Raw genomic sequence first — 15,462 nt, 5'->3', positions numbered from 1 at the left:
TATCATGAATCATTTACGGAATGAAACGCCTCATATACGCTCTTTGCCACCGCTTTGGGCAAAACCTCTTCCAATTGTTCGACAGATGCCTGACGAATCTGCTTCATGCTTTTAAAGTGCTTTAATAATTCCTTCTTACGTTTAGGACCAACCCCCTCGATCGTATCCAGGGCCGAGCGCGTCATGGCCTGCCCACGAAGCTTTCTATGATAGGTAATGACATATCGATGCACTTCATCCTGCATACGTGTCAAAAGAAAAAACAGTGGTTCTTTTTTATCCAGTGCCATTTCCTGAAACGATTCATCCATCAAAGCCCTTGTCGTATGCTTATCATCTTTGACAAGACCGGCAATCGTTAAAGGCAAGTCTAAGGCTTCCTTGATTTCTTTGGCCGCTTCAATTTGTTGGCGACCACCATCCACAAGCAATAAATCAGGAAATTCTTTATCTTCACTCAACAACCGAAAATAGCGGCGATATAATACTTCTTTCATGCTGTCAACATCACTTCGATACGTATCCAGTTTATAATGGCGATACTGGCTTTTATCTGGTTTACCATCCTCATAAACGACTAGAGCACTGACATTGAAGGCCCCTTGAATATGCGAGTTATCAAAGATCTCAACCGTGTGGATGTCTTTATGAAACAAATCACTCAAACGCTGATTGGCCTGCTCCAGCTCCTGTTCCCGTCGCAAAGCCAGTTCAAATTTTTGATCATGTGCCTCTTTCGCATTTTTTTGTACCATGTCCACTAATGCTTTTTTATTTCCGCGAATTGGGATGCGCACATGTGTTTGTAAAAGATCCTCTAAAAGATCGACTGGAACACCTTGCGGCACCAAGATTTCCGATGGCACCATATTATCTTGATAGTATTGCACGATAAAACTGATAAACGCATCCATTTCATCTTCATATAATTCCTGAATTGCCAGGGTTCTTTCTAAAAGCTTTCCATTGCGAATAAAGAAGCCTTGTAGAGAAATATATCCTTTATCGGCATAAAATCCAAACACATCCCGTACTTTCTGATCCTTAAAATCAATCGTTTGTTTTTCCATTACATGATCAATGGACTGCAGAATCTCATAATATTCCTGTGCTTTTTCAAACTCCAGATTTAAAGAAGCCTTTTCCATGTCCGCTTTGACTTTATCAATGATCTCCTTGGCATCTCCCTGAAGAAACTTACGAATCTGTTTGCGATATCTTTCATTTTCCTCAAGATCAATTTCCTGAAAACAAGGTCCCAGACATTGATGCATATGATAATACAGGCAAGGTGTCTTTGGCAGTGTCTTACATTTTCGTACCGGAAACAAGCGGTTGATCAGTTTTACGATATCAAAACAAGACTGAGCGCTGGGGTATGGACCAAAGTATTCATCTTTCTTATTTTTGACTTGCCTTGTCATGCGAACGCTAAAATACTTTTCTCTGGTCATAACGATATAAGGATAACTTTTATCATCCATGAACATGATATTAAACGGCGGATGATTCTTTTTGATCAAATTGATTTCCAACAGTAAAGCTTCCTTTTCACTTCCGGTTACGATAAATTCAAAATCATAAATTTTGGATACAAGCCGTGTTGTCTTATTATCATGGACACCATGAAAATAGCTTCGTACTCTGTTTTTCAATACTTTTGCCTTACCGACATACAGAATGCGCCCTTTTTTATCCTTCATGATGTAACAGCCAGGTTTGTCCGGCAACAAAGCCAGTTTATTTTTTAAAAGCTCGGATATAGCCATCAGATTCCTCCCTTCTGTTATTTCAATGTTATGATTGTTGCGCCAAGTCCTCCATCACTGGGGCCGGCACTGGTATATTCTTTGACCATTGGATGTTTTTTCAAATCCTGCCAAACGGCATTTCTAAGCTTTCCTGTTCCCATTCCATGAATGATACGAACCTGTTTGATGTGATGGGCCACACATTGATCCAAATAATGATCCATGCTGCGTAACCCTTCTTCTACGCGACACCCGATAATATTCAATTCCAAAGGTACGCGCATAAAAGTCTTATCGCTGTGCGCCTTTGGCTGTGGCTTTTCAAACCTTGGACGTTTCATCTTCTTTAAACGATTGGTTTTGACTTTCATTTTCATGCCATTTGTCAAAACAACCGCTTCTTTTTTACGAAGTTCTATGATTTCTCCATGCGAATTCAAATCCTGAATCTGCACATAATCACCGACAACAAAGGCATCATTTTCCTCTTTTTCTTTGACTTCCGGCTGCAAAGCTTCCAGATCGTGCATTAACTGTGTTTTTTCATGAGGACGTACCATGGTAGTTTTATTTAACTTTTCAATTAACGCATCCGCTTCTTGTTCCTTTTTGATAAGAAGCTCTTCCAGTCGCTGCTGATACTCTTTTTCGAACACTTCTTTTCGATGCGCTAATTTCTCTTTGGTTTCCTGTGCTTCTTTTTGTAGCTGATGAGCATCACGAATCAACTTTTCGAAACGCTCTTTTTCTAAAACCACTTCGTTTTGCAGCTTTTCCAGCTTTTCTAATTCCTTGTTTCGAGAATCTTCAGTCTTTTCTTTGATCTGCCTGGCCTGATCAAGGATCCAGGGATCCAGATGATACTGCCGGGCAATGAAAAACGCATAGCTGGCACCGGAAACACCCGGTAAGTATTTATAAGTCGGCATCAAGCTTTCTTTGTCAAACTGCATGCTGGAGACAAGAATGTTTTCATGCGTCTTACCATACGATTTTACGGCATTATAGTGCGTACTTGTAATGATCGTTGCCTTTTTTTGAATCAGATATTCCAAAATCGCAATGGCCAAAGCACTTCCTTCGGCCGGATCGGTACCATTGCCAATCTCATCCAATAGAATAAAGGAAAACGGATCACATTTTGAACAGATCATCGCCAAAGAAGATACATGACTGGAAAAAGTCGATAGATTGTTTTCAATAGACTGTTGATCACCGATATCAAACCAGACAGAACGATAATAAGGTAAAACCGCACGATGACAACAAACCGGAAAGCCGGCATGACTGAGCGCCACACAAAGCCCCATTGTCTTTAAGGTGACTGTCTTTCCACCCATATTTGGTCCGGTGATCATCAAAACGCGCTGATCTTTTGAAAGCTTGTATGTATTGGCAACTACCTTGTTTACATCGATCAATGGATGTCTGGCATATTCTAAAGTCATGGAACGATCCTGTGTCTGGATCAAAGGAACACAGCCATCTTTTTCAATCGCCCAATGCGCTTTGGCAAAAGCGCAGTCTAAAATCGTCATAGTCTCCAAGTTCGATAACAGTGCCACTTCAAAAGAAGCAGTCAACCGACTGAGTTCCTTACAGATACGATGTTTTTCTTCTTCGATCTGCGATAAAGCCAGCTGCACTTCATTATTCAAAGAAACGAAAGAAGATGGCTCTACATAGAACGCAAGGCCACTTTGTGACTGACCGTGGATCATACCGCCAAAGGCATTCTTTTCACCAGCCTTCACAAGGACACAGGTTCGTCCGGCAATGGTTGTCGTCAAAGCTTCCATCAGTTTGGATGCGTTTTTCTTAACAAAATCGCGCGAACGACTAATCAATGCTTGTCTGGCATGCACTAATTGCTGATGCTTTTGTACCAACAAAGCAGAAGCATCGTCTTTGACAGAGCCGGACATATCAATACAATCCTGAATCTTGGTCATCAATGGCTTACAAGTCTGCATGGTCTCACTGTAAGCGACAAGCTTTTCATACGATTCATCACGAAGCGTATTCTGTACTCTTTGACAGGCCATTAAAAAAGAAGCAATTTCCAACAGTTCCTGAGGAGTCAGGACCATCTGCCGTACCGCTTTTTTGACAGCAGGCTCTATATCATGACAGCCGTGTAAGGATAGTGTACTTCCCGATTGAAACAATCCGATGGATTCACGCACCAAATCTAACTGTTCCTGTATCTGATACCGATCCTGTAGCGGCAAGGCGTTTTGAATTTGTAATCGGCTCAAAGAAAAAGAGGTATGAGCCGCAAATTGATCCAATACACGATCAAAATCAATTGCCTGATTCAATTCATTTCTATAAGCTCTTAAATCCTTTCGCATGTTCTCATCCTTCCCAATACGTGAATAAACGCTCCATCATCGGTTGCGTAAACGATAAAACAGAATGTTCTACAAATACATCGCCATATTGAATCAACGGAAACCGTAAAACCAGAGATAGTGTCATCGCCAACAACAAGACTTTGATGATGCCTAAGCCCAACCCCAGCATATGATTGATGAGCGAAAGCTTCGTCTTTTTCTTTTTGTGAAATAAGATCACCAAAATCCGATATACAATGCGCAGACCCAAAAACAACAACAAAAACCATACGCCAATATTTGCGATATGCATCGTCAAAGCATCTAAGGCCGCCAAGATCTCCGAATGAGAAATATGCCCCAACAAAGGAAATCTCTGTGCCATGATCGGACTCAACAATATCGCAAGTATAAAGCTTCCAAAATAAGTCAGGACATCCAATAATTGACGAACAAAGCCTTTGCGATACGCAAAGAACAAAATCAATAAGGCAAGCCCTATCAAAACAACATTGTAAATATCAAAATAACTTGTATCTAAAACCATAGAATCATTCTATCACATTTGACAAATCCCTAACATAAAAAGACTTGCATCCTGCAAGTCTAAATGCATCAAAGAATTTATGGGTTTACCCATATAGATTCCCTAAGCTTTGTTCTATTCAATAGATAAACACAATTTTATCTTTGTTAAGTGTGGTTTAGTTAGATGAAACAGCATCTATAAAAAGTCACATTACAGCTTCTGTTCTAAAATCTTCATGATATCTTCTCTTGAAGATGGTTCCACTGACAACATATCCATTGCCTGCTCAATATTGGATGCAATATGATTTTTGACCAATTGTAGAACACTATTTGCCTTTCCTCTCAGTTCGCTTTTCTCGATCAACGCCTCACTAAACGTACACATCTTTCTGACCTCCTTCTCTTCCTCTTTTTCTAATAGTGTATCATATTTCTTCTCTAGGATTTCCAGGATCTGCTCCGCCTTCCTGTTTGACAGAAAGATCAGCTATATGAACTCCATCACATCCCTGGGGCGCTTTAGGATCTCTTCAGTAGAAATCGTATCGATATCGTCTCCGGGGATACAGGATCAATACTTCCATCGTATCCTTACCTCTTCGTTTTGTTTTGCCCTTTCCCGTTATTCGATTCTCCTCTACATAATATCGGTAGAGTTTGTTATCTTTGTACCTAGGATGCCTCAAACAGATCCAAAAAGAAATCACTTTGTGCATATCCGCATATGCATCCCCTGTAAATCGTTTCTTTGTCCGTCGATCAGTCGGCAGACATAGTAGAACCCTCGATGATACAGGACATCTTTTCCCGGGTCGATTCCCTGCGGTTCCATATCGATCCAGAGTCTTCTTTTTGGATCCTTTGGATGGGCAAGCTTAAACAGCAGGTCATAGCAAACCTTACTGTCAGGCATCTTGAGATCCTCTACATTTTGGCTGACCACTTTATTCGATGTTGGATCCGTATCCAGCCGGTCATAAATCTCTTTTAAGGAAAGATCCCTGTATTCGGATAAGCACTCTTTATAGAGATAAGCTAAGGTCTTTTTTAAAGACAGGATCTTCTTGCACTGGGCATCATAGGATCGTTGAGGATCCTTCAACAAAGCTTCCCAAGCTTTTCTTTCTTCCATCGTTTTTCACCTCTCTTTCGTTACACATAGATAGAATTTAGAAACCTTCCTATTATTAGTTACGATAAAAATTCAAAAAACTATGAAAAAAAGTTGAATTTTTTTCTAAATAGGAATCTTTTTATAAATAAAGAAATCTATGATATACTCATGATGGTGATTTTATGGCATCTCTTACAAAAAAAATGACAAAACAGGAAATACTGGATTTAAGACAAAAGCTATCCTCTCATATCGTAAAAGAAACGAAACCAGATTATACCTATTATCAAATTAAAACCGATTCTATGACCATTACAGCTTATACCAGCGGTAAAGTTGTGTTTCAGGGACAGGACCTCTCCTGGATGGAAGAAACAGAATCTGAGAAAAATACGTATCCCCAGGCAGGAAGCGATGAAGTAGGAACCGGTGACTATTTTGGCCCGGTTGTGGTAGCTGCCTGTATCGTTTCAAAAGAAGCAGCACAAAAACTATCTTCTTTAAAAATACAAGATTCCAAACAAATCAAGGATGACCAAATTCGTAGGCTGGCCCCCGAAATCAAAGCTGTTTGCCCACATTCGATATTGATCGTACAAAACGCAAAGTACAACGAAGTGCATCAAATTCATAATATGGTTGATCTCAAGTGTCGCCTGCATAATCAAGCCTATGTCAATCTAGTGCATAAAGGATATACTCTACCAGATTTTATAATCATTGATCAGTTCGTACAAAAAAACAGTTACTATCGTTATTTAAAAAACGAAAAAGAGGTCATTTCAAACATTCATTTTGAAACCAAAGCTGAAAATAAATATCTTTCTGTAGCCTGTGCCAGTATATTGGCCCGTAATGCCTTTTTAGAAACATGGGATGCGATGGAAACAAAATATGATTTTCGATTTGAAAAAGGTGCCGGTACCAAGGTAGATCAATGCGCCAGAGAATTTGTAAACAGATTTGGTAAAGACCAACTCTATAAAGTTGCGAAATTACACTTTAAGAATACCGAAAAAGCTTTAACCCTTTAATACCTGCTTATCATTTAACAGAGTTTTAACCTGGCTTCATTTTTGTTTTGATACAATTAAAGCATAAAAAAATGGAGAAAATTATGAAGCCTAAACCATCCCTATTAAAAAGAACAGCTACCTTCATTTGTGTTTATTATGTGATATTCTGCATATTTGGTTTCTTTTTGAGAAAATCGCTACCGCAGGAAATTGATACAGAGATTCTATTTCACTTTTTAGCAATAGGAGCGGCACTACCTGTTGCCATACTGTTTATTGTCAGCACCTTTGTTAAGATCATCCAAATTCAAAAAGATATCGCCTATACAAAAGTTAAAAAAGTATTTCATTCTTCCTTATGTATATGCGTGATCCTAGTAGGAACTTGGGTTGGTTTCACGAAAGGAGTCTTGCCAGCTCTTGATCTTTTCTACTTGAACGCTCCGCAAACTGTAGTTCTCTATAATGCACAATTATCCCATAATAATGATTTTTCACGCTTTGAGATCCAGGGACAGGACCAACATCAAAACCCTCAAAGTTACAAACTGACGGCTGCCCTATTAAGAAATTTTCCACTTCAAAAAGGACAACTCACTTTACCAGGGGAAACGATTCAATTAAAGTATTATCTATTCACTGATTTCGTAGTTTCCATAGAAAATATATCCTAATAGAAGCATAGATATATTATTCGTTTCTTATACGTGATAGATAATAAAAGAAGGAAATCACACCTTGATTTCCTTCTTTTTGAGATTCATTTAGATATTTCAAATCGATAATCTATAATCTATGCTCTTTTCTTATTGAGAATGACGAGTATGAAAGCCCCCGTAACAGCCATGCTTGCCAGTGATAACATCAATCCGATATTAGTTTGGGCAGCTGTATCAGCTCCCTTATTCTTTTCTGGATCTTTTTTATCTGGTTTGGTTGGAGTTTCTTCATCTGTTGTTGGTTTTTCCGGTTCCGCTTCCACTGTATAAGAAACGGTTGGTTTCTGGAATTCTTCAGGTTCTCCTTTCTGTCCATTCGTATCTACCGGATACAAAATGGCAGAATTATTTGTATATAAGCCTTCATATCCCAAGCTTCCATTGGCATCGTATTGTCCATATGTTCCTGGTTCTGTTTTTGGATTTGTCAATTTTAATGTATAAGTCAACTGAACAGGTTCAAATTGAGAAATTGGAACATTTGTGGTCAATGTAAACATCTCACCATTGGCCATATCGCCTGGTTCATAAGCTACAACATAATTACCCTCGGCAAAAGAATACGTATTTTCTGCCGTTTCAACCGCTTGATAAGTTTGGTCACCCACTTTTAATGATAGAGCTTCCGCGTCATTGATAAAGTCAAAGTTATAATCTTCTGTATAGCCAATATAATCCGTTACAGTAGAACCGGCATCAACTAGATAATAAATATCATTTTTAATAGAATCAAAGCTATACGTTTCGCCGTTGGCTAAGAAATTCATAAAGCTTGGTCCCCATGTATATTCCCCGCCGGAAGAAGTACCGGCAGTCATCGCATAACAATGATATTTGCTTGCCAAAGCTTGGTATGTCTGATAGGTTTTCAAAAGAGCCACATCCACAGACATCGCATGATTTACTTTTTCATCATAGGAAATGTATGTAGTCGTATCATACGCAACCCCATAAGCATGTTCATAGGCACCGCCATCTGCTTCATACTGCGCTGCCACATTGCCTAAATACTGGTTCCAGCCTTCTGAAGGTGCTGCATTTGAACCATATTTTGTGGCCCAGTTATCCGGCCCTGCGAAAACATTCGTTTTATCTGCATTTTCTAATCCAATGGCAGTAGGTGTTTCGTTGTACATATAAGTAATTCCGTCACTGACAAAAATCATATATTTACGACTATCGGCAACAGCAGTATCACCACTTAACATCTGTTCTGCCGCCAACAAACCAGCATGTGTATTCGTTCCTGAAGAAATATCTTGTTTGATTTCGGATTCAATCACAGAATAATCGGTAGCTAAATCATGGAACCCGGTTGTATTGGCTTGTTGATTAAAAATCACTACACCGACATTAATATCCGCACCTGTAGTTTGTGCTGTGTTTTGTAAATCGGTTAGCATATTTAAAGCCTGTGCTTCTATTTCAGCACTGGTAGATTTGTCTAACACAAACACAATATCCGTGGCAAGTTTTTCTTCACCAGCAGGTAAAGACAAAGTTACTTTTGTTTCAAAGTTTTCGTCCAGCTGTATTGCGGTTTTTGATTTAGAAATCGCATACTTTACATTTCCAATACCTGGAACCGGTGTTCCTGTGTTCGTTTTGGGATCAGAAGACTCTTCCTCTTCAGTCGTCGCTTCCTCCTCGTTATTGTTTTCTTCTTCAGAAAGGGCAGTTGTCTCTTCTGTAGAAGGTTCTGTTTCCTCTGGTGTTGTGATTTCTGTAGTTTCTTCTGGTTCATCCGTTAATGTCGGATCTTCCGGGATTTCCTCGACAACGGTTTCGGAATCATCCGTAACAGTCGGCTTTTCCTGAGCCGATACGGCGGAATACAAAGAGAAACTCAATGTAAAACAAACCATCAGAGTGAAAAATAATTTAACGTACTTTTTCATATTTCTAACCTCTTTCTCCGTACATAACTGAATCATAACCCTCCCCTTCATTATAAGTCAATAACTTTTTTCTATCAAAGTTTAAACTAATTTACAACACTTATTGCCACATAAAAAGTCGAGCCCTTCCTTTGCATTGATATTTGTATATAGATTTATGTAACTTTAATCATTTATTTGTCAAATCAGAGAAGAAAGATCGACCTGGAGAAGCCTAAATAAAAACATGAGAAAGGATTCTTCTCACGTTATATGAATGTTTAATTGATGCAACTTCCATCTAATTTTGGAATCCAAAAAAAAATACCGCAAACTAGTCTGCGGCATCTTTTGCTTCTGTCATCGATCGATTAACTTGAACATCTACACTTGTTTCATAGGTTAACTGTACCAGTTCTACACCGGCATCACGAAACATCCTTTTACTCGCAATGTTTTCATCCGTTCCATTGTATTTATCACTCTCATAGACAACACAACGAATACCGGATTGAATGATGGCTTTGGCACATTCATTACATGGAAATAACGAAACATAGATCGTACAGCCATTTAAATCTTGAATGCTGTTTAAGATCGCATTCAGTTCGGCATGCACTACATACGGATATTTTGTCTTTAAAAATTCGCCATCTCTTTCCCATGGAAATTCATCGTCGTCACAGCCTTTGGGAAAGCCGTTGTAGCCTAAGCCAACAACTCGTTTTTGTGCATTGACAATACAAGCTCCCACTTGTGTGTTAGGATCTTTGCTTCGTTTGGCACTCAAATGTGCCATGGCCATAAAATATTGATCCCAGCTTAATACATTTGATCGTTTCATACAGATTCTTCCCTTTCTAAACGTCCTAAAATTTCTTTGAATGTTGGATCTAACGGTGCATCAAAGGCCATCTTTTCCTTTGTAGTCGGATGTATAAATTCGATATGGCAGGCATGCAAGAGCTGTCCGTTGGTATCCAATGTCTTTTTATAACTATATTTTGGATCACCGGCAATCGGATGTCCAATATACTGCATATGTACACGAATCTGGTGTGTCCTTCCTGTCTCTAAAGAACAGCGAATATACGCAAAATCCTTAAAGTTTTTCAATACCGTAAAATGCGTAACAGCATCTTTGGAGTTTTTGGCTGTCACCGCCATTTTCTGTCTGTCCTTTTCATCCCGTCCGATCGGTGCATTGATCGTACCATGAGAATGCGAAAAAGGATGATGTACGATCGCAAGATAATCTCTGTGACACGTCTTATCGGATAGCTGTTGAGAAATAGCCTGATGAGCTTTATCGTTTTTACAAACGATCAAAAGGCCACTGGTATCCTTATCGATTCGATGCACGATACCAGGGCGCATTTCTCCGTTGATTCCGCTAAGATCCTTGCAATGATAGAGTAAGCCGTTGACCAAAGTATTGGATGTATGTCCGGGAGCCGGATGTACGACCAATCCTTTGGGCTTATTGATCACCAAAAGATCCGAATCCTCATAAAGAATATCCAGATTCATCGCTTCCGGCTCTATTGTCACTTCCTGTAACGGTGGTAAAGTGATGGATACCTGATCTTGTATTTGAAGAGAATAGCTTGCCTTCTCGACTTTTCCATTCACTTGAATATAGTTTTGATCTAAAAGGTCCCTGACACGTTTCCTTGACAATTCCATCGTGGTGGAAACAAATTTATCAAGACGACATCCCTGATTCTTTTCATCAATTGTATAAACTATGTTCTCCATCGTTTTCTCTCCTGTACTTCATCATAAATCATGCATGCGATCAAACAACCAAAGCCTACAGTAATACATATATCCGCAATATTGAAAACGGGGAAATCCCAGCCGAATATACGAAAACTCAAAAAGTCACGCACATAGCCAAACCGCAGGCGATCGATAAAATTCCCTAAAGCACCGGAAAACACAAGAGCCAGGCATAACTGAGCGCGAACATCACTACTGCGAATAAACATGTAGATGATTATCACAAGAGCCGCAATCGTCAACAGGGCAAAAAACAGAATACCAAAATCTTCGAAAAGACTGAAGCCGGCTCCGGTATTTTGTACATAAGTCAACGAAAAGAAATGAGAAATGATCTCCATTCGTTCATGCAGCGCAAATGTTTTAGTAATTGCCCATTTTGTCCACTGATCCAATCCTAATGTCAAAAAGACGATCACCAGTGAAACACAGATTGAAATAATTTTATTTTTCATGATTTCCTTCCTTTAAAACGCTTTATTCTTTCGGTGTAAGAAAAACATTTTGATAAACAGCCAAATGCTCATGACCAAAGCAATCAGTAACATAAAAAATCCAATAGCCGGAATACCCATGATATGCGGTTCCATATCCGTGGTACAGATCAGGCAGGATCCCACTAATAAAGCCGCAATCAAGATACAGACAATCAGTCGATTGACCATACGATCAATTTTGGCAATCGGTGCATCACTGCCCATCAAATTCAAATTCACTTTGATCTGACCATGCTGAATCAACTTGAGCACATCACTGGTCTGCACAGGAAGATCCAGACTCCGGCTAAGTCCTTCTATGCTACGCTTGATCGTTTTCTGAATCTCTTTTGAAGGATCGATCTGCGTTAACGTCGCCTTATGCTGACTGACGATCTTTGCCATACTGGTAGTTGGATCCAGATCGATCAAAGTTCCATTCATCGTCATCATACTGCGGGCAAGCATGGAGATTCCTTTGGGTAGTCCAATACGAAACTGATGACAGATGGTAAAGATATCCTGCACCATTTTTGCCAGATCCATATCCGCAAAAGACTCACTCATATATTGCGCCATGAACGATTCGATCGCATTGGTAAACGCAATGTAATCAATTTCCTTTTGTACAATACCGATCGCAAGAATGGAATCCACTACATTGGCAACATCACCTAAAGCTAAAGCACGAATAGCTTGTTTCATAATCTGACGATCCCGATTTTCCAAGATTCCCATCATGCCAAAATCGATCCAGACAATCTTATCCTGACGGATTCGAATATTTCCAGAGTGCGGATCGGCATGAAAAAAACCATGCTCGATGATCTGCGAAATATAATTATACGCTAATTTATCTGCAATTTCCTTAACATCATACCCTTCTTTTTCTAAAGTATGCACATCGTTGATCTCATACCCGTCGATGTACTCCATGACCAGGACTTCTTTTGTCGTAAACGCATCGATGATCTGCGGTGCATCAATAAAGTTACAATCCTCGTATGTCTTGCGAAATCGTTTGGCAAAGGCAGCTTCATTGGTAAAATCCATTTCCTGTTTAGCTGCCGTCCAGAATTCATCGATCACTATATTTAGATCCACAACACTGCTGACGATATCGCTTAAATTTAAGACACGAATTGCCTTTCTTAACAAGCCGACATCACGTTCCATCCATTCATAAATGTATGGACGTTGTACCTTAGCCACAACACGTGTACCATCGCGTAAGGTAGCCTCATGAACCTGAGCTATCGAGGCAGAACCTAACGGAATCGGTTCAAACGAGGAAAACACTTCCGACATAGGTTTATGATACGACTTCTCGATTTGTTCCTTGACCGTATCAAAGGACATCGGCGTAACCCGAGAACGCAGCTTCATCAACTCTTTGCAGTAGCGCTCCGAAAACATGTCCTGCCTGGTGGACATGATCTGCCCAATCTTGACAAATGTGGGTCCTAAATCTTCCAATATCCTTCGAAATTTAACAGGATCCATTCCCTTGCGAATCTGATACTTTCGTAAGATACGCAAAATCTGCATGAAACGTGCGCGTGTTGAAATCTTACTCGTGCTTTTCATGCGTATCCTTCTTTCGATGTAACGGCATATTGGTTACGGTTTCCGTATGCAGCCATGAGCACATCCACTTTACAGATTGACCAATCGCATTTTTTAAACATTTACTGCTGAAATCAAAATTTTCAATAAGTAATTTTTCCCAGTTTGGATCCTGTATCTTCATTATTAATACCTCATTTTTATTTTAACATATTTTATATTCGTTTTTACAAATGTATAAGAATCCATGACTAAGACATTTATAGAATACCTTATATTTCTTAACTTTTTTTAAACAAAACCTTTCTTTTTCGTAATATTGACAAAAAAAGACCAGGGGATTTCCCTAGTCCGTAAACTTATTATAAAATTCCATACTTTCCAGAACGCTGGTATCTTCGATTGGATTATCATCCAAACGCAAGGCCTCTAATAACTGTAAATCTTTTAGTGGTGTGACATCTGTGATGTAATTGGCCTTTAGCGTCAAAGATCGCAAGAACTTCAAATGAGCAAGTGGTGTAAGATCCGTAATCGCATTGTGATCCAGTCGCAAATAGGAGATGAAGCCTAAATGCTCTAATGGTTTTAGATTGGAAATCACATTGTTGTAGAGATCGACATTACACAAATCCTCAAGATCCTTTAATGGTGTCAAATCTTTGACATCGTTATTTTCAAGCGATAAGATCTGCAGCTGCTTCATGTCTTTTAGACATGTGATGTCTTTGATCTCATTTCGTCCCACATTTAAGTTGACCATGTTCTTCATATTTTTCAATATGGAGATATCCTTGATTCGATTTGTATAAAGATCCAGATAAACAAGCTTAGTAGCTTTTCTTAAAAATTTGATGTTTTCCAGCTGACAGAATTGTGCTTTAAAGATTTCCAACTCTTCTACGGCTTTAAAGCGATCCATGTTCCTGATCTCGTTTTTAGAAACATTCAGGCGTTTTAAACCTTTCATTTTATTTAAAAGTGTCAGATCTGTAAAACCTGTCTGCTGCAGATGTAAAGATTCACAATGAATCAAATCTTTTAAGAAACCAAAATCATCGGCTTTATTAAACGCAATATTGATCGATGTCAAATTCGGGAATTCCTTTAAAACATCGTAATTATGAATATATGGACAATTGGACAAGTTCAATCGCTTTAAATTTTTCATCAGCATCAATGGTGAAATATCGCTCATCAAATTTGTAGATAGATCCAATTCTTCAATATTTTCCAAGTAGGAAAGATCCTGAATATTGAATAGACGCATACCGGCCATATGCAGTTTTTTCAACTTTTTCAAAGAACCTAAGATCGCAAAACTAAACGGCCCGTTTTCGGTATTGATATATACTTCTTCCAGCTTCTTACAGCGTTCCAAATACTCCAGACTATCTACTTTGGCTCGTTCCAAATTCAAGTATTCCAGATCGATCATGGCCGCAATACTGCTTATATCCATGGTATATAATTTATTTCGACTCAAATTTAATCGCTTTAACTGTCGAAAACCGTGCAGAGCCTGCAGATCACGAAGCTGATTTCGAGATACATCCAAAACCTCCAGGTTTCTCAAGTCACGGATCGGATCCAACTCTTCCAGCAGGTTATTAGAAACATTGAGTACAACGAGATTTTCGGCATATTCCAGTCCTTCCAGGCTTTTTATTTCATAATCCGGCGCTTCCAGATGGGTCAGCTCTAACATAACTTCCGGTGTTAAATCTTCTTCTTTTACACGCAAAGTACGTGCGGTTACTTGTCGTAATACATCATCCTTGATCAACATACTAAAACCCTCTCAATCTGTCACTTTAATAATACAACAAAACAAAGAAGATGTGCTATCAAAAACAAAGAAAATCCACTTTCCTTACCGAATTTTTACATTCATAAATCCATTGTATCCAGCCTTGTACAAAAGCCGTTGTCCCCTTTAAAAATGGACAAATTGGTCTAAGAGTGTTACAATGGAACCGGTTAATCACAATATCGTCTTGAGTGATTGCGAGTATGAATACGGCATACCCCAGTTAACAACAGAAGATAGTGATTCAGGAGGTATTCATGAACACAGGTAAAGTAAAATGGTTTAATGCCGAAAAAGGGTATGGATTCATCACCGGTGAAGATGGAAAAGACGTTTTCGTTCATTACTCATCAATCAACGCTGAAGGATTTAAAACTCTTGACGAGGGTCAGACAGTTACTTACGACATCATCGAAAGCGACCGTGGAAAACAAGCCAGTAATGTAACTGTTGCAGAAGACAACGCTGAATAGTCTTGTCTAAA

Annotated in this window: 15 protein-coding genes; 3 read left to right on the top strand and 12 right to left on the bottom strand. The window is 39.1% G+C overall.

What is annotated here, in order from left to right:
- Positions 1–2: 2 nt before the first annotated feature.
- The 5 genes from uvrC to ACTQX6_RS02820 form a co-directional block, all read right to left on the bottom strand.
- Positions 3–1,769, bottom strand: a complete 1,767-nt coding sequence (gene uvrC / locus ACTQX6_RS02840) for an excinuclease ABC subunit UvrC (protein WP_117447227.1) — start codon at positions 1,767–1,769, stop codon at positions 3–5.
- A gap of 17 nt (positions 1,770–1,786) precedes the next feature.
- A complete protein-coding gene (locus tag ACTQX6_RS02835) occupies positions 1,787–4,105 on the bottom strand; it encodes an endonuclease MutS2 (RefSeq protein WP_117447228.1) in 2,319 nt (772 codons plus the stop codon).
- 4 nt (positions 4,106–4,109) lie between these two features.
- Positions 4,110–4,634 (bottom strand): CvpA family protein, encoded by a 525-nt coding sequence (locus ACTQX6_RS02830; protein ID WP_117447229.1) that lies wholly within the window; start codon positions 4,632–4,634, stop codon positions 4,110–4,112.
- A gap of 192 nt (positions 4,635–4,826) precedes the next feature.
- Positions 4,827–5,003 (bottom strand): hypothetical protein, encoded by a 177-nt coding sequence (locus tag ACTQX6_RS02825; protein ID WP_181965685.1) that lies wholly within the window; start codon positions 5,001–5,003, stop codon positions 4,827–4,829.
- 318 nt (positions 5,004–5,321) lie between these two features.
- Positions 5,322–5,750 carry a hypothetical protein gene (locus tag ACTQX6_RS02820; protein WP_441657228.1) on the bottom strand — a complete coding sequence of 143 codons (429 nt, stop codon included), beginning with the start codon at positions 5,748–5,750 and terminating at the stop codon, positions 5,322–5,324.
- A gap of 164 nt (positions 5,751–5,914) precedes the next feature.
- On the opposite strand from ACTQX6_RS02820, the gene rnhC reads away from it, so the two are divergent.
- Together rnhC and ACTQX6_RS02810 are read left to right on the top strand one after the other, a co-directional pair.
- Positions 5,915–6,766, top strand: a complete 852-nt coding sequence (rnhC, locus tag ACTQX6_RS02815) for a ribonuclease HIII (RefSeq protein ID WP_117447129.1) — start codon at positions 5,915–5,917, stop codon at positions 6,764–6,766.
- Positions 6,767–6,849: 83 nt separating this feature from the next.
- Entirely contained in the window at positions 6,850–7,422 is a 573-nt protein-coding gene (locus ACTQX6_RS02810) for a hypothetical protein (protein WP_117447130.1), read from the top strand.
- Positions 7,423–7,541: 119 nt separating this feature from the next.
- Here the strand turns inward: ACTQX6_RS02810 and ACTQX6_RS02805 are convergent, their stop codons facing one another.
- The 7 genes from ACTQX6_RS02805 to ACTQX6_RS02775 form a co-directional block, all read right to left on the bottom strand.
- Positions 7,542–9,365, bottom strand: a complete 1,824-nt coding sequence (locus ACTQX6_RS02805) for a vWA domain-containing protein (protein ID WP_441657229.1) — start codon at positions 9,363–9,365, stop codon at positions 7,542–7,544.
- Between the two features lie 313 nt (positions 9,366–9,678).
- Complete coding sequence (locus ACTQX6_RS02800; RefSeq protein WP_022789827.1) at positions 9,679–10,188, bottom strand: deoxycytidylate deaminase; 510 nt, start codon at positions 10,186–10,188, stop codon at positions 9,679–9,681.
- Positions 10,185–11,102: an RluA family pseudouridine synthase gene (locus ACTQX6_RS02795; RefSeq protein ID WP_117447132.1), complete on the bottom strand. Its 918-nt coding sequence runs from the start codon at positions 11,100–11,102 to the stop codon at positions 10,185–10,187. Before ACTQX6_RS02795 ends, ACTQX6_RS02800 begins: the two co-directional genes overlap by 4 nt.
- Positions 11,090–11,581 carry a signal peptidase II gene (lspA, locus tag ACTQX6_RS02790; protein WP_117447133.1) on the bottom strand — a complete coding sequence of 164 codons (492 nt, stop codon included), beginning with the start codon at positions 11,579–11,581 and terminating at the stop codon, positions 11,090–11,092. The genes ACTQX6_RS02795 and lspA overlap by 13 nt, the downstream gene beginning before the upstream one ends.
- Positions 11,582–11,593: 12 nt before the next feature.
- The gene (locus tag ACTQX6_RS02785) at positions 11,594–13,189 is read right to left on the bottom strand and encodes an ABC1 kinase family protein (RefSeq protein ID WP_117447134.1); all 1,596 of its coding nucleotides are present in this window, start codon (positions 13,187–13,189) and stop codon (positions 11,594–11,596) included.
- Positions 13,173–13,352, bottom strand: a complete 180-nt coding sequence (locus tag ACTQX6_RS02780) for a hypothetical protein (RefSeq protein WP_117447135.1) — start codon at positions 13,350–13,352, stop codon at positions 13,173–13,175. Before ACTQX6_RS02780 ends, ACTQX6_RS02785 begins: the two co-directional genes overlap by 17 nt.
- 162 nt (positions 13,353–13,514) lie before the next feature.
- Positions 13,515–14,957: a leucine-rich repeat domain-containing protein gene (locus tag ACTQX6_RS02775; RefSeq protein WP_117447136.1), complete on the bottom strand. Its 1,443-nt coding sequence runs from the start codon at positions 14,955–14,957 to the stop codon at positions 13,515–13,517.
- A 278-nt stretch (positions 14,958–15,235) separates the two neighbouring features.
- On the opposite strand from ACTQX6_RS02775, the gene ACTQX6_RS02770 reads away from it, so the two are divergent.
- On the top strand, positions 15,236–15,451 hold the full coding sequence (locus ACTQX6_RS02770; RefSeq protein ID WP_022789833.1) for a cold-shock protein: 216 nt from the start codon (positions 15,236–15,238) through the stop codon (positions 15,449–15,451).
- Positions 15,452–15,462 lie beyond the last annotated feature (11 nt).

Origin of the sequence: Faecalicoccus sp. LCP19S3_E2 (genome assembly GCF_052121255.1) — a bacterium.
Taxonomy (GTDB): domain Bacteria; phylum Bacillota_I; class Bacilli_A; order Erysipelotrichales; family Erysipelotrichaceae; genus Faecalicoccus.
The sequence above is the reverse complement of the archived record's forward strand: the minus strand, read 5'-3'. Positions and strand labels throughout refer to the sequence as shown.

Excerpts from the sequence above, each read along its gene's own strand:
- ACTQX6_RS02805 (WP_441657229.1), bottom strand. The coding sequence starts at position 9,365 with ATGAAAAAGTACGTTAAATTATTTTTCACTCTGATGGTTTGTTTTACA.
- ACTQX6_RS02770 (WP_022789833.1), top strand. The coding sequence starts at position 15,236 with ATGAACACAGGTAAAGTAAAATGGTTTAATGCCGAAAAAGGGTATGGA.
- rnhC (WP_117447129.1), top strand. The coding sequence starts at position 5,915 with ATGGCATCTCTTACAAAAAAAATGACAAAACAGGAAATACTGGATTTA.
- ACTQX6_RS02830 (WP_117447229.1), bottom strand. The coding sequence starts at position 4,634 with ATGGTTTTAGATACAAGTTATTTTGATATTTACAATGTTGTTTTGATA.
- ACTQX6_RS02775 (WP_117447136.1), bottom strand. The coding sequence starts at position 14,957 with ATGTTGATCAAGGATGATGTATTACGACAAGTAACCGCACGTACTTTG.
- ACTQX6_RS02780 (WP_117447135.1), bottom strand. The coding sequence starts at position 13,352 with ATGAAGATACAGGATCCAAACTGGGAAAAATTACTTATTGAAAATTTT.
- lspA (WP_117447133.1), bottom strand. The coding sequence starts at position 11,581 with ATGAAAAATAAAATTATTTCAATCTGTGTTTCACTGGTGATCGTCTTT.
- ACTQX6_RS02800 (WP_022789827.1), bottom strand. The coding sequence starts at position 10,188 with ATGAAACGATCAAATGTATTAAGCTGGGATCAATATTTTATGGCCATG.
- ACTQX6_RS02785 (WP_117447134.1), bottom strand. The coding sequence starts at position 13,189 with ATGAAAAGCACGAGTAAGATTTCAACACGCGCACGTTTCATGCAGATT.
- uvrC (WP_117447227.1), bottom strand. The coding sequence starts at position 1,769 with ATGGCTATATCCGAGCTTTTAAAAAATAAACTGGCTTTGTTGCCGGAC.
- ACTQX6_RS02835 (WP_117447228.1), bottom strand. The coding sequence starts at position 4,105 with ATGCGAAAGGATTTAAGAGCTTATAGAAATGAATTGAATCAGGCAATT.
- ACTQX6_RS02810 (WP_117447130.1), top strand. The coding sequence starts at position 6,850 with ATGAAGCCTAAACCATCCCTATTAAAAAGAACAGCTACCTTCATTTGT.
- ACTQX6_RS02825 (WP_181965685.1), bottom strand. The coding sequence starts at position 5,003 with ATGTGTACGTTTAGTGAGGCGTTGATCGAGAAAAGCGAACTGAGAGGA.
- ACTQX6_RS02820 (WP_441657228.1), bottom strand. The coding sequence starts at position 5,750 with ATGGAAGAAAGAAAAGCTTGGGAAGCTTTGTTGAAGGATCCTCAACGA.
- ACTQX6_RS02795 (WP_117447132.1), bottom strand. The coding sequence starts at position 11,102 with ATGGAGAACATAGTTTATACAATTGATGAAAAGAATCAGGGATGTCGT.